Raw genomic sequence first — 13,212 nt, forward strand, 5'->3', positions numbered from 1 at the left:
CGTTAATAAATCAGGAGCATACGGACGGATTAAGGACGACCTGGGATGATATATAAGGATCCTTGAGTTAATTTCTACTCAGACAGGATAACTTCGTGAAATAATAAAATAGATCACTGTATCCACTTTGTAAAACAAAGGAAAGATGCGTATAATTCATCGTAGAACAAAATTCATCGCAGAATTCTATTGGATAGAGGGATATTAATCCTCAGGAAGGTGAATGAATTTGGAGCATCTCTGGCCGGAGAATGAAAAGTACTCAAGTGAGTATCAGATATATCTAAAGCAAAGAAAAGAAGAAAGTACTGTGAAATTATATATATTAGAAGCGAAGCATTTTTTGCTTTGGCTGCAAATGAAGGACAAGTCCTTTTCCCAGATGAATAAGGAGGATTTGCTTCAGTGCAGGGAGGATATGCTGCTGAAGGGCCGAAAGATCACTACAGTGAACAAATGGATTTCGGTGATGAGTTCCTTCCTGAAATGGGCGAAGGAGCTAGGCTACATTCCAGCAAACTATGCGGAGCATCTTCGTTTTCTGGAAGAAAAGAAGGAAAAGCCCAAGTGGTTGACCGCAGAGCAGGAAGCACTTTTGCTGAAGCAGACGGAGATGGAACGGAATTTGGTCAAGAGGGCACGAAACGAGGCGCTAATAAGCGTCCTTCTTTACGCCGGGCTGAGGGTGGAAGAGGTGTCTGATCTTCAGCTTCGTTCAATCGAGCGGGATGAGCTGGTGGTGATCGAAAAGGAAGTAGAGAAAAGGCGGCTTCCGATCGGACAGAATTTGCAAGGGAAGCTCATGGAGTGGGTGGAATACCGATTGCAATCGACGAAGGCAGCCCACCAAGACAGTGTATCTTTATTTGTGACCGAGCGATCGGGGAAGATGCAGCCGCGGGCGATTCAGTTCGTGGTAGAAGGGTACAGTGATAAGCTGGGATTTACCGTGACCTGCCAGATTCTTCGTCATACGTTCTGCCGCAGGCTGGTCGAACAAGGGGTGCCTTTGCCGCAGATCAAGCAGTGGGCAGGACATAAGTCGATACAAAGTACTTTGCGTTATATCGGGGACTAGATAAGATTTTGGAGAGGAGTATGAAGATGATCGAGTTTAAAAATGTAACCAAAAAATATGATGACGGTACGGTAGCTTTAAAAGGGATCAATCTAACGATTCAAGAAGGAGAGTTAGTCACATTGATCGGTCCGAGTGGGTGCGGGAAAACGACCACGATGAAGATGATCAACCGATTAGTGGAGGTGAGCTCTGGAGAGATCTTGGTCAATGGAAAGAATATCGCCTCATCGGATCCGGTTCAGTTAAGAAGGGATATCGGATATGTGATTCAGCAAATCGGGCTGTTCCCTCATATGACGATTCGAGAGAATGTTGCCCTCGTACCCAAGCTGAAGAAGATGGATAAAAACTTGTACATGAAAAAAGTCGACGAGCTGCTCGCTATGGTGGGGTTAGATCCGAACAAGTTCGGTGATCGCTATCCGGCTGAGCTGAGTGGAGGTCAGCAGCAACGTGTTGGGGTCATTCGCGCGATGGCTGCCGAGCCGCCGATTATTTTGATGGACGAGCCGTTTAGTGCACTAGATCCGATAAGCCGTGAACAGTTGCAGGACGAACTGGTTCGCTTGCAGGAAGAAGTGAAGAAGACAATTGTCTTTGTCTCCCACGATATGGATGAGGCCTTAAAGATTGCTGATCGGATTGTGTTGATGAAGGATGGGGAGATTGTCCAAGTGGATACTCCGGAGAAGATGCTTCGTCGTCCAAAGAATGACTTTGTTCGTTCCTTTATTGGAGAAGAGCGCTTAAGCACAGGCGGTGCGGAAAGTTTGCTGGTGGAGGATGTCATGATTACGAAGCCGGTGACGGCGTCTCAGAAGAGAGGTTTGGCTTATGCGGCTAAACTGATGAAACAATCCCGAGTAAACGGATTGATGATTACGGATAAAGAACAGGTGCTTAAAGGAATCGTCAGCAAAGAGATGATTGAGCTTAACTATAAAGAGGAAGAGCGAGCGTTAGAAGAGCTGATGATTACTGATTTTGTTTCCGTCCCGATGGGTACGGGCGTTACGGATGCGGTCGAGCTGATGAAGGAAAAGCAACTATCCTACCTGCCTGTTGTAGATGCAGGTGGTCGACTCGCCGGTCTCGTGACCAATTCTAGTTTAATTGATGCTCTGTTGAAGGTATCGTAACTCCAGGTGAAAACAACCAGAAGGTAAGGTGATCAGGAATGGATTTTATTTCGGTGATTCAACAGCGACAAGATGAAATTATTCAGGCTACCGTGCAGCATGTTCAGCTTTCTTTAGTAGCCTTGCTCATTGCGATTTTGATTTCAGTACCGTTGGGGATTCTTCTTACGAGGTACCAGAAACTAGCTACGCCAGTCATTGGTTTTGCTTCTTTATGCCAGACGATACCAAGCTTAGCCTTGCTTGGATTCATGATTCCGATTATGGGAATCGGTTGGACGCCAGCGATTGTAGCCTTGACGATTTATGGATTGCTGCCGATTTTGCGCAATACCTATACCGGAATTATGAATGTGGAAAAGTCGATGAAGGAAGCTGGAGTAGGAATGGGCATGACGAGTGCACAAGTTCTATTGAAAGTAGAGTTGCCTCTGGCCCTCAATGTCATTATGGCGGGGATCCGCACCGCGACGGTAATGATTATCGGGGTGGCAACCCTTGCTTCTCTGATTGGGGCCGGTGGATTAGGAGATTTGATTTTCCGTGGAATTGCGATGGTATCCCCGGAATTAATTTTAGCGGGAGCGGTTCCTGCAGCTTTATTGGCTCTCATCTTTGACTTCTTATTAGAACGATCAGAACGAGCGGTGACGCCTAGAGGGCTCAAACGTATATAAAAACTTTTTAGAGGAGGAACAAAAGTATGTTGAATTTGAAAAAAGGTTTTGCTTTATTAATGTCCGGAGTATTGGCTATGTCCTTAATGGCTTGTGGAAACGATGCTGAAGTGGGAAATGCTGCGGGCGGTTCAAGTGATACGGTTGTGGTATCTGGTAAGAACTTTACGGAGCAGGATATTCTTGTTCATATCATGTCTTCTCTGATCGAGGAAAAGACCGATCTAACCGTCGAGCGTAAGCCGTTCCTGGGAGGTTCTCAGCTTGTTCACAGTGCGATATTAAAAGGGGACGTCGACATTTATCCGGAATATACAGGGACTGCTTGGATTTCGATTTTAAAACAAGAGGATAACCCTGATCCTAAGCAAACTTATGATCAAACCAAAGCTGCCTATGAAGAGCAGTTCGAGTTGACTTGGCTTGAGCCGCTAGGCTTTAACAATACGTATACTCTTTCGATGAGAACAGAGCAAGCGGAGGAGCTAGACATTGAGACGATTTCTGATTTAGCTAAGCACTCTTCGAAGTTAACCCTAGGGGCGACACAAGAGTTCTTGGAGCGCCCAGATGGATATAAAGGGCTTCAAGAGATCTACCCAGGGCTTAAATTCGAATCTACCAAAGGCTTGGATCCCGGTTTAACCTATGGAGCAGTGAAAGACGGAGCTGTGGATGTAAACGATGCGTTTTCCACCGATGGACGAATCCCAGCGTTTAACCTCAAGTCATTAAAGGATGATAAAAACTTCTTCCCGCCATACTATGCTGCTCCGGTAGTTCGCATGGATACCTTGGAAGCTCATCCGGAATTAAAGGATGTATTGAACTTATTAGCTGGCAAGTTGGATGAAGCGACCATGGCTCAGTTAAATGCCAAGGTCGACTTAGAAGGCCAGAATGCACAGGATGTAGCAGAAGCTTGGTTAAAAGAACAAGGTTTGATGGAATAGGATAAAGAAGAGCCGACCCTCGTCGAAGGGGTCGGCTTTTTGACGCATAAATTTGGAGTTGTAGGTGAGTGTATGACGTAGAGAATCTTTAACTCGTACAGGGGTTATATGTCCACCTTGAGAAAGTAGAAAAGTATAGGAGGGTTGATCGAGTAGACTCCAGTTAAGCATTTAGGGAAGGCGTTGTAAGGTAATACTCATGATTTTTTTTATTTGGTCCCGAATGGAGAGCGTTTGATCACGAAAACGTGCTCCATACTCACAAACCAGTAATAGATAGAGAATAGACGCACATTTTGATAACGAAACCAAGTCATTTGCCAAACAACGCTTCGACGGCCAAGCCCACTAGACTACGCCCCCCCGGTTTCTGCCACTGCCTGCACCTCACACCCAATCCTCTAACCACTCACCAACTTAACCCACCCATCCGGTGAAAATCCTCTCTTAATGGTCTATAATGAGATAGATGGAGACTAGGATCCAACAAAATAAGTAATACCAGGTAACACCATTTTTATCGAAGAACTTTCGTAAACGCTCTTTTATTGATCAATACATGCCATTCTGAATGATAAATAGATAGAAAGGAATCAAATTATGGAGAACCATTTTACAATAGGAATTGCGGGGCATATTGACCACGGGAAAACATCGTTGACGAAGCGGCTCACGAATGTGGATACCGACAGATTGAAGGAAGAAAAGGAACGGGGCGTATCGATCGAGTTAGGGTTTGCACCCTTGCAGCTGCCTTCCGGCATGCGCGTCGGGGTTGTCGATGTTCCTGGACATGAACGTTTTATCCGGCAAATGATCGCGGGTGCAGCAGGGATTGATCTTGTGGTCCTGGTCATTGCGGCGGATGAAGGAGTCATGCCGCAAACGAGGGAACACTTTGATATTATTCGCTTTCTAGGAATAGAGCGGGGAATCGTAGCGCTGACCAAAAGAGATCTTGTAGAAGACGAATGGCTGGAAATGGTGACGGAAGAAGTGAGGGATTGGGTGCAGGGCAGCTTTCTTGAAGGGGCTCCGATTCTTCCGGTGAGCTCCCATACAGGGGAAGGGATTCCCGAGCTTTTGCAAACCATTGAAGCGAGCCTTTCGACCATTCCTGAGAGGGATACGAATGAGCCCTTCCGTATGCCGATCGATCGGGTGTTTACGATCAAAGGAGCTGGAGCAGTGGTTACGGGAACCATTTATGAAGGAAAAGTATCCGAAGGGGATATCGTAGAAGTATTTCCTTTGGGGGAGAAGGTCAAGGTTCGTCAGCTGAATGTGCATCATCAAGCGGCGTCTACCGCTTATGCTGGCCAGCGGGCTGCGTTGAATCTAGGCGGCATTGACTTTAAGGATATGGAACGGGGCTATGCCTTAACCGCCCCGGAATATTTCCGCAAGACGGACCGGCTGGATATCCGTTTTCAGATGCTGGCTCATCATGACTTCTCCCTTAAGCAACGAACTAGGGTCCGGCTGCATATCGGCACCACAGAAACCATGGCGAAAATCATTTACTTTGATCGCAACGAGTTGGAACCTGGGGAAGAAGTGCTATGCCAGCTGCAGCTAGAAGAAGAAATTATCGCGAAGCCGGGCGATCCATTTATCTTAAGGAGGCTTTCCCCGACCACTACACTGGGAGGAGGTCAGGTGCTGTCCCCTTATGGGATGAAACGGAAATTCGGAGAAAAGACTGTACAGCTCCTCAACTTGCTGAAGGACGGGGATGAGTGGCAAATGCTGCAGTACGTTTTGGCCGAAGATGGATATGCTTCCACGGAAGAAATAGACTTTCAATTGGCGTTTGGACAAGATCGTCTTCAGCCTATCCTTGAACAGTATCAGCAAGAAGGACAGCTAGAGCGGTTTAATGATTATGTGATCTTAGCTGAAACCTTAAAGGAATGGACCGATAAGCTAAAAGTGACGTTAATGAAATACCACAAGGATCAACCGATGCGGACCGGGATGAAAAAATCCGAACTAAGAAGCAAGCTTTTCCCAAACCTCCCAGACAAGCTCTGGCGGGAGTATATCGGATGGCTGAAAAGTAAAAATATAATAGAAGAAACAGACGAAACGGTGAAGATGAGAAGCCATAAACCAGAGATCCCTGCAGCGCTTCAGGCCCCTGTCCAGAAAATCGTTCAAACCTTAAGAAAAGAAGGGTTGGCGGTAAGCGGATGGAATGACCTTGCACAAAAAGCAGGCATCAAACCAAACCAAGTAAATGAGGTAAAGGCGTATTGCATGGAACAAGAGAACTTCGTCGCAATGGGCCCGGATTTAATCGTGGATGCCAACGTCTACTGGGAGACCGTTGCAAACCTGCAGAAGCAGCTTCCGCAAGGAGCGTCTTTTAGTACGCCGCAGGTGAAGGATATACTCAACGTATCCCGTAAGTATCTGATCCCCTTCCTGGAGTCACTCGATGACCACGGGTTAACGAAGCGCTTAGACAATGAACGAGTATGGATCAAACCAGTCACCAAGAAAGACTAGCAATCCTATCCTAAAAACGCAAAAGCCTTCCAATTGGAGGCTTTTTGTGATTTAGGGGTTGCAAAATGCCCGAGAAATAGTTATCATGTAAAAGGTTTTGAAAAAGGGCTAGGCATTCCAAAGTGAATGTCATAGACATTCAAAACACCATCAGCATGACCAACCAAAAAATGTTTGTAAAAAAAGCTTGCAATGAGCTGAGCGATTTTATATAATGTTGAATGTTGGTCAATGGACGCGATGATGCGGGAGGTTGCTGACACACCCGGAGGCTTTGTCATAGTGGCAAGCCGCCAACCCAACTCGCCGTAAGGTTGACGGGTTACGATCAGGTTGAATTTCCGCGGAGAATTGTCCGTTTATAAAATGGGCGAAAAGGAGGGACTTACATGGCAAAGCAAAAGATTCGTATTCGTTTAAAGGCTTATGATCACAGAGTGCTTGATCAGTCCGCAGAAAAGATTGTTGATACTGCTAAGCGTTCCGGTGCAGAGGTGTCCGGACCGATTCCTCTTCCTACTGAGAAGCAGGTTTACACGATCCTTCGTGCGGTTCACAAGTACAAAGATTCTCGTGAGCAATTCGAGATGCGTACGCATAAGCGTTTGATCGATATCGTTAATCCGACTCCACAAACTGTGGACGCATTAATGCGTTTGGATCTTCCGTCTGGCGTAGATATCGAAATCAAGCTTTAATTTTTAAAATTTAACTATAATGTCTTTCATTATATAGACGATAATAAGCAAACATTTTCAGATCAGGAGGTGGCAAACATGTCTAAAGGAATCTTAGGTAAGAAAATTGGGATGACTCAAATCTTCACTCCGACAGGGGAAGTTATTCCAGTAACAGTGGTTGAAGCTGGTCCTAACGTAGTTCTTCAAAAGAAGACAAACGACGTTGATGGTTATGAATCCATTCAGCTTGGCTTTGATGAAAAGAAAGAACAACGCACAATTAAGCCTGAGCAAGGTCATGCAAAGAAGGCTAACACAACTCCTAAGCGCTTCGTTCGCGAATTCCGCGGCATGGAAGGTTTTGAAGTAGGTCAGGAAGTAAAAGCTGACGTATTTGCCGAAGGAGAAAAGGTTGACGTAACAGGAACTTCCAAAGGTAAAGGGTTTGCTGGTGCAATTAAGCGCCACGGGCATTCTCGCGGACCAATGGCTCACGGTTCTAGATATCACCGCGGACCAGGTTCCCTAGGTTCTATCGCTGCAAACCGCGTGTTCAAGGGAATGAAATTGCCTGGACGTATGGGTACTGATAAAGTAACAGTTCAAAACTTAGAAGTAGTAAAGATTGATACTGAGCGCAACTTGCTTTTGATCAAGGGAGCTATCCCTGGGCCAAACAACGGTTACGTTGTAGTGAAATCTACAGTAAAAAGCGGTAAGTAATTAGGAAAGGAGGATTCGCTATGCCTAAAGTAGCTCTATATAACCAAACGGGAGCGCAGGTAGGGGAAATCGAGTTAGCTGATTCTGTATTCGGAATCGAACCCAACCGTTCTGTGCTTCATGATGCAGTAGTTATGCAACAAGCTTCTCAACGCCAAGGTACACACGACACAAAAGGTCGTTCTGAAGTGCGCGGTGGTGGACGTAAGCCTTGGAAACAAAAAGGAACTGGACGCGCTCGTCAAGGAAGCATCCGTTCTCCGCAATGGGTAGGTGGAGGAATCGTTTTCGGACCAACTCCTCGCAGCTATGCTTACAAGTTACCTAAAAAGGTTCGTCGCCTTGCGATCAAATCTGCTCTTTCTTCTAAAGTTCAAGCTAACGAAATCCTAGTATTAGAAGGATTGGCGTTCGATGCACCAAAGACGAAAGATATGGTACAAGTTCTTAAGGGTCTTAACGTTGACAGCAAAGCTCTAGTGGTTACTGGTGAATTCACAGACGCTGTAGCGAAGTCTGCAAGAAACATCCCTGGAATCAAGTTTGTAACTGCAGAAGGAATCAACGTTCTTGACGTATTGAAGCACGACAAATTAGTTATCACTAAAGATGCGGTAGCTAAAGTAGAGGAGGTGCTTGGATAATGAAAGACGTACGCGATGTTATCAAGCGCCCAATTATCACAGAACGTACAACGGAAATGATGGAGTTCAATACTTATGTGTTTGAAGTAGCTCCTGGATCCAATAAAACAGAAATCAAGCTAGCCATTGAGAAGATTTTCGATGTAAAGGTTGCTTCTGTAAACACCATGAACGTGAAGGGTAAGCCGAAGCGCATGGGACGTTATGTGGGTAAGCGTAAAGACTGGAAGAAAGCGATCGTTAAGCTTTCTGACGATAGCAAGGCATTAGAATTCTTCGGTACTGTATAAGAAGTTATTTTTGAAAGAAGGAGGGAAACGAAATGGGTATCAAAAAGTACAAACCGACCTCACCTGGTCGACGTCAAATGACAGTTTCTACTTTTGAAGAGATCACAACCAATCAACCGGAAAAATCTCTTCTTGCTCCTCTTCATAAGAAAGCAGGACGCAATAACCAAGGTAAATTGACTGTTCGTCATCAAGGCGGCGGTCACAAGCGTCAATACCGTATCATCGATTTCAAGCGTACGAAGGATGGAATTCCTGGACGCGTTGCTACAATCGAGTACGATCCAAACCGCACATCAAACATCGCTTTGATCAATTATGCGGATGGAGAAAAGCGCTATATCATCGCTCCTCATGGATTGAAGGTAGGGGACGTTATCGAGTCTGGTTCTGAAGCCGACATCAAAGTAGGTAACGCACTTCCACTTGCTAACATTCCTGTAGGTACGACGATCCACAACATCGAGTTAAAGCCAGGAAAAGGCGGACAAATGGTTCGTTCTGCTGGAGCTTCTGCTCAATTGCTTGGTCGTGACGGTGATTATGCAATCATCCGGTTGACTTCTGGAGAAATCCGCAAAGTTCGTCAAGAATGCCGCGCGACTGTAGGTCAAGTAGGTAACCTTGATCATGAGCTTATCAATGTTGGTAAAGCTGGACGTTCTCGTTGGTTGGGTAAGAGACCAACTGTTCGTGGATCTGTAATGAACCCAGTAGATCACCCGCACGGTGGTGGTGAGGGTCGTGCACCTATCGGACGAAAGTCTCCTATGTCTCCTTGGGGTAAGCCAACCCTTGGTGCGAAGACTCGTAACAACAAGAAAGAATCCACGCAATATATCGTTCGTAGACGTAAAAAATAATGTGATATGGGTACGGTTCGTGAGGGCCGTACGTATGTCGCGAAGGGAGGTTCTCTCATGGGACGTAGCTTGAAAAAAGGGCCTTTTGTAGACGATCATCTAATGAAGAAGGTAGAAGAGCAGAACGCTAAGGGAGATAAGAAGGTTATCAAAACTTGGTCTCGTCGCTCTACTATTTTCCCTGATTTCGTTGGCCACACATTCGCAGTATATGATGGACGTAAACATGTTCCTGTTTATGTATCCGAAGATATGGTAGGTCACAAGTTAGGTGAATTCGCGCCTACACGTACTTACAAAGGACACGATTACGACGAAAAGAAAACGAAAAGACGCTAATATATTTTTGATTGGTAAGAGAGGAGGTTCAGTCATGGAAGCGAAAGCTATTGCAAGACAAGTGCGCATCGCTCCTCGTAAAGTTCGCCTAGTTGTCGACTTGATCAGAGGTAAGCAAGTTGGAGAAGCATTAGCGATTTTGGCACACACTCCTAAAGCAGCTTCACCGGTCGTTGAGAAGGTATTGAAGTCTGCTATCGCAAACGCTGAACACAATTTAGAATTAGATCCGAACAGCCTAGTAATCAGCAAGGTGTTCGTAGACGAAGGTGCTACCTTGAAGCGTTTCCGCCCTCGTGCGATGGGTCGTGCAAGCCGCATCAACAAGCGTACCAGCCACATCACAGTAGTAGTATCTGAGAAATAAGGAGGGATAAGGCATGGGTCAAAAAGTCAGCCCGACGGGACTCCGAATTGGAGTTATTAAGGACTGGGAGTCTAAGTGGTATGCGAATGACAAAGAATACGCTACCCTTTTGCATGAAGACATTAAAGTCCGTGACTATTTGAAGAAGCGTTTAAAAGACGCATCTGTAGCTAGCATCGAAATCGAACGTGCAGCTAACCGTTTGAATATCAATGTCCACACTGCCAAGCCAGGAATGGTAATTGGTAAAGGTGGTTCTGAAGTTGAATCACTTCGCAAGAAGTTAACGGAAATGACTGGCAAGCGTGTCCACATCAACATTACGGAAATCAAGAGTGCTGATATGAACGCAACACTTGTTGCTGAAAATATCGCTCGTCAATTAGAAAACCGTATCTCTTTCCGTCGTGCACAGAAGCAAGCTCTTCAAAGAACTATGCGTGCAGGAGCGAAAGGAATTAAGACTATGGTAAGCGGACGTCTTGGTGGAGCAGACATCGCGCGTTCTGAAGGTTATAGTGAGGGAACTGTTCCTCTTCATACTCTTCGTGCGGACATCGATTATGGTACTGCCGAAGCGCACACTACCTATGGTCGTATCGGTGTGAAAGTATGGATCTATCGCGGTGAAGTTCTTCCAACTAAGGCGAAGAAAAACGTCGTGGAAGGAGAGCAATAATCATGTTAGTACCTAAGCGCGTAAAACACCGTAAGCAATTTAAAGGAAACTTTGCTGGTAAAGCAAAGGGCGGTACTTCCGTAGTATTTGGTGAATATGGTCTACAAGCTCTTGAAACTTCCCGTATCACTAACCGTCAAATCGAATCTGCGCGTATCGCGATGACTCGTTATATCAAGCGTGGTGGTAAGGTTTGGATCAAGATCTTCCCGGATAAGCCGGTAACCAAGAAGCCGTTAGAAGTTCGTATGGGTAGCGGTAAAGGTTCTCCTGAGCAATGGGTAGCCATCGTTAAGCCTGGAAAGGTTCTTTTCGAATTGGCTGGTGTTCCTGAAGAAACAGCACGTGAAGCTATGCGTTTGGCTATGCACAAACTTCCTATCAAGTGTAAGTTTGTAAAACGCGAAGAAGTGGGTGGTGAAGCAAATGAAAGCTAAAGAATACCGTAATCTAACCACTGCTGAAATCGAACAGAAGATTTCTTCTTTAAAAGAAGAGCTTTTCAACCTCCGCTTCCAATTGGCAACTGGCCAATTAGATAACCCATCTAGCATTCAAAAAGTACGCAAGGATATCGCGAAAGCGAAAACTATCCTTCGTGAACGCGAATTGGGAATCGGATAATCGATTAAAGAGAGGAGGTCTACACAGTGGAACGTAACAATCGGAAGACACTCATAGGTAAAGTCGTGAGCGATAAGATGGATAAAACCATCGTAGTATTGGTTGAGACCTACAAAAAGCATCCTCTATACGGCAAGCGTGTAAAGTACTCCAAAAAGTACAAAGCGCATGACGAGCAGAATCAAGCTCAAATCGGAGATAAGGTTCTGATCATGGAAACTCGTCCGCTATCCAAGGATAAGCGTTTCCGTTTGGTTGAGGTTGTTGAGAAAGCTGTTATTATTTAATCTTGTTCGGATAGATTAAACATCCGAAAGGAGGGACTACAGAATGATTCAAACACAAACTCGTTTGAAAGTAGCTGACAATTCTGGCGCGAAAGAATTGATGTGTATCAAAGTTCTTGGCGGAACTGGACGTAAAACCGCTAATATCGGTGATATCATCGTTTGCTCCGTTAAAGCCGCTACACCCGGTGGCGTTGTCAAGAAGGGTGATGTAGTAAAAGCGGTAATCGTACGTTCTAAGACTGGTGCTCGTCGCGTTGATGGTTCTTACATCAAGTTCGATGAGAATGCAGCTGTTATCGTTAAAGATGACAAATCTCCACGTGGAACTCGTATCTTCGGACCTGTTGCTCGTGAACTTCGTGAAAAAGATTTCATGAAGATCGTATCCTTGGCTCCAGAAGTACTATAGATCTGGAAAAAGCAATAACACATCTCGATTGACAAGGAGGTGCCCTCATGTCACAAAACAAATTGCACGTTAAAAAAGGTGATACTGTTGTAGTAATCACTGGTAAAGATAAAGGTAAAAAAGGCCGCGTACTTGCTGCTTTCCCTAAGGAAAACCGTGTATTGGTTGAAGGAATCAACATGGTGAAAAAGCATACGAAGCCAAATCCAAACAACCCTCAAGGCGGTATCGTTACTCAAGAAGCGGCTATCCATGCTTCCAACGTAATGCTTGCTGATCCAAAGAGCGGTGAACCAACACGTATTGGTTACAAAGTTTTAGATAATGGTAATAAAGTACGTTATGCAAAGAAATCTGGCGAAACGATCGAGTAGTCAGGTGAGAAAGGAGGGCCAAGTATATGGCAGCTAGACTAAATGACGTGTATAGAGACAAGATTGTTCCTGCATTAATGTCTAAGTTCGGATACAGTTCCATCATGCAGGTTCCTAAAATTGAAAAGATCGTCATCAATATGGGTGTTGGTGAAGCTGTAGCTAATGCAAAAGCACTTGATGGTGCGGTTGCTGACTTAACTGCGATCACTGGTCAAAAGCCAGTCGTAACCCGTGCGAAGAAATCTATCGCTGGTTTCCGTCTTCGTGAAGGAATGCCTATCGGTACAAAGGTAACTCTTCGTGGTGAGCGTATGTACCACTTCATGGATAAGCTTTTCAACGTTTCCCTTCCACGTGTACGTGACTTCCGTGGGATTTCTGATAAAGCTTTCGATGGCCGTGGAAACTACACTCTTGGTCTTAAAGAACAGTTGATCTTCCCTGAAATCGAGTACGATAAAGTGGATAAGATCCGTGGAATGGACATCGTGTTTGTTACAACTGCGAACACAGATGAAGAAGCGCGTGAACTATTGACTCAAATGGGCATGCCTTTCAGAAAATAG

At 45.2% G+C, this 13,212-nt stretch carries 19 protein-coding genes; all 19 read left to right on the top strand.

The features are described 5' to 3' along the window. The first annotated feature begins 223 nt into the window (after positions 1 to 223). The 19 genes from ABLT31_RS15225 (at position 224) to rplE (ending at position 13,212) form a co-directional block, all read left to right on the top strand. A complete protein-coding gene (locus tag ABLT31_RS15225; protein WP_367753016.1) occupies positions 224 to 1,078 on the top strand; it encodes a tyrosine-type recombinase/integrase in 855 nt (284 codons plus the stop codon). Positions 1,079 to 1,104: 26 nt separating this feature from the next. After that, the gene (locus tag ABLT31_RS15230) at positions 1,105 to 2,220 is read left to right on the top strand and encodes an ABC transporter ATP-binding protein (protein WP_367753018.1); all 1,116 of its coding nucleotides are present in this window, start codon (positions 1,105 to 1,107) and stop codon (positions 2,218 to 2,220) included. Positions 2,221 to 2,258: 38 nt separating this feature from the next. After that, positions 2,259 to 2,897, top strand: a complete 639-nt coding sequence (locus ABLT31_RS15235; protein WP_367753020.1) for an ABC transporter permease — start codon at positions 2,259 to 2,261, stop codon at positions 2,895 to 2,897. Between the two features lie 26 nt (positions 2,898 to 2,923). Continuing rightward, the gene (locus ABLT31_RS15240; protein WP_367753022.1) at positions 2,924 to 3,850 is read left to right on the top strand and encodes a glycine betaine ABC transporter substrate-binding protein; all 927 of its coding nucleotides are present in this window, start codon (positions 2,924 to 2,926) and stop codon (positions 3,848 to 3,850) included. Between the two features lie 600 nt (positions 3,851 to 4,450). Continuing rightward, positions 4,451 to 6,361: a selenocysteine-specific translation elongation factor gene (selB, locus tag ABLT31_RS15245; protein ID WP_367753024.1), complete on the top strand. Its 1,911-nt coding sequence runs from the start codon at positions 4,451 to 4,453 to the stop codon at positions 6,359 to 6,361. A 389-nt stretch (positions 6,362 to 6,750) separates the two neighbouring features. Then, a complete protein-coding gene (gene rpsJ, locus ABLT31_RS15250) occupies positions 6,751 to 7,059 on the top strand; it encodes a 30S ribosomal protein S10 (RefSeq protein ID WP_129201574.1) in 309 nt (102 codons plus the stop codon). Between the two features lie 78 nt (positions 7,060 to 7,137). Next, positions 7,138 to 7,764, top strand: coding sequence for a 50S ribosomal protein L3 (rplC, locus tag ABLT31_RS15255; protein ID WP_367753027.1), 627 nt, complete (start codon positions 7,138 to 7,140; stop codon positions 7,762 to 7,764). Positions 7,765 to 7,784: 20 nt separating this feature from the next. Further along, positions 7,785 to 8,408, top strand: coding sequence for a 50S ribosomal protein L4 (gene rplD / locus ABLT31_RS15260; RefSeq protein ID WP_367753029.1), 624 nt, complete (start codon positions 7,785 to 7,787; stop codon positions 8,406 to 8,408). Continuing rightward, entirely contained in the window at positions 8,408 to 8,698 is a 291-nt protein-coding gene (gene rplW, locus ABLT31_RS15265; protein ID WP_367753031.1) for a 50S ribosomal protein L23, read from the top strand. The genes rplD and rplW overlap by 1 nt, the downstream gene beginning before the upstream one ends. Positions 8,699 to 8,730: 32 nt before the next feature. Then, positions 8,731 to 9,561, top strand: a complete 831-nt coding sequence (rplB, locus tag ABLT31_RS15270) for a 50S ribosomal protein L2 (RefSeq protein ID WP_367753033.1) — start codon at positions 8,731 to 8,733, stop codon at positions 9,559 to 9,561. A gap of 57 nt (positions 9,562 to 9,618) precedes the next feature. Next, the gene (gene rpsS, locus ABLT31_RS15275; RefSeq protein ID WP_134704771.1) at positions 9,619 to 9,900 is read left to right on the top strand and encodes a 30S ribosomal protein S19; all 282 of its coding nucleotides are present in this window, start codon (positions 9,619 to 9,621) and stop codon (positions 9,898 to 9,900) included. A 34-nt stretch (positions 9,901 to 9,934) separates the two neighbouring features. Next, on the top strand, positions 9,935 to 10,267 hold the full coding sequence (gene rplV / locus ABLT31_RS15280) for a 50S ribosomal protein L22 (protein ID WP_129201568.1): 333 nt from the start codon (positions 9,935 to 9,937) through the stop codon (positions 10,265 to 10,267). A gap of 13 nt (positions 10,268 to 10,280) precedes the next feature. Then, positions 10,281 to 10,946: a 30S ribosomal protein S3 gene (rpsC, locus tag ABLT31_RS15285; protein WP_367753036.1), complete on the top strand. Its 666-nt coding sequence runs from the start codon at positions 10,281 to 10,283 to the stop codon at positions 10,944 to 10,946. A gap of 2 nt (positions 10,947 to 10,948) precedes the next feature. Further along, a complete protein-coding gene (gene rplP / locus ABLT31_RS15290) occupies positions 10,949 to 11,383 on the top strand; it encodes a 50S ribosomal protein L16 (RefSeq protein ID WP_367753038.1) in 435 nt (144 codons plus the stop codon). Then, on the top strand, positions 11,373 to 11,570 hold the full coding sequence (gene rpmC / locus ABLT31_RS15295) for a 50S ribosomal protein L29 (RefSeq protein WP_129201565.1): 198 nt from the start codon (positions 11,373 to 11,375) through the stop codon (positions 11,568 to 11,570). Before rplP ends, rpmC begins: the two co-directional genes overlap by 11 nt. A gap of 26 nt (positions 11,571 to 11,596) precedes the next feature. Further along, positions 11,597 to 11,857: a 30S ribosomal protein S17 gene (rpsQ, locus tag ABLT31_RS15300; protein ID WP_367753041.1), complete on the top strand. Its 261-nt coding sequence runs from the start codon at positions 11,597 to 11,599 to the stop codon at positions 11,855 to 11,857. Between the two features lie 43 nt (positions 11,858 to 11,900). Next, a complete protein-coding gene (gene rplN, locus ABLT31_RS15305) occupies positions 11,901 to 12,269 on the top strand; it encodes a 50S ribosomal protein L14 (protein ID WP_367753043.1) in 369 nt (122 codons plus the stop codon). 47 nt (positions 12,270 to 12,316) lie between these two features. Beyond that, positions 12,317 to 12,643, top strand: coding sequence for a 50S ribosomal protein L24 (gene rplX / locus ABLT31_RS15310; protein ID WP_367753045.1), 327 nt, complete (start codon positions 12,317 to 12,319; stop codon positions 12,641 to 12,643). Positions 12,644 to 12,669: 26 nt separating this feature from the next. After that, positions 12,670 to 13,212, top strand: coding sequence for a 50S ribosomal protein L5 (rplE, locus tag ABLT31_RS15315; protein WP_367753047.1), 543 nt, complete (start codon positions 12,670 to 12,672; stop codon positions 13,210 to 13,212).

Source organism: Ammoniphilus soli (assembly GCF_040813775.1).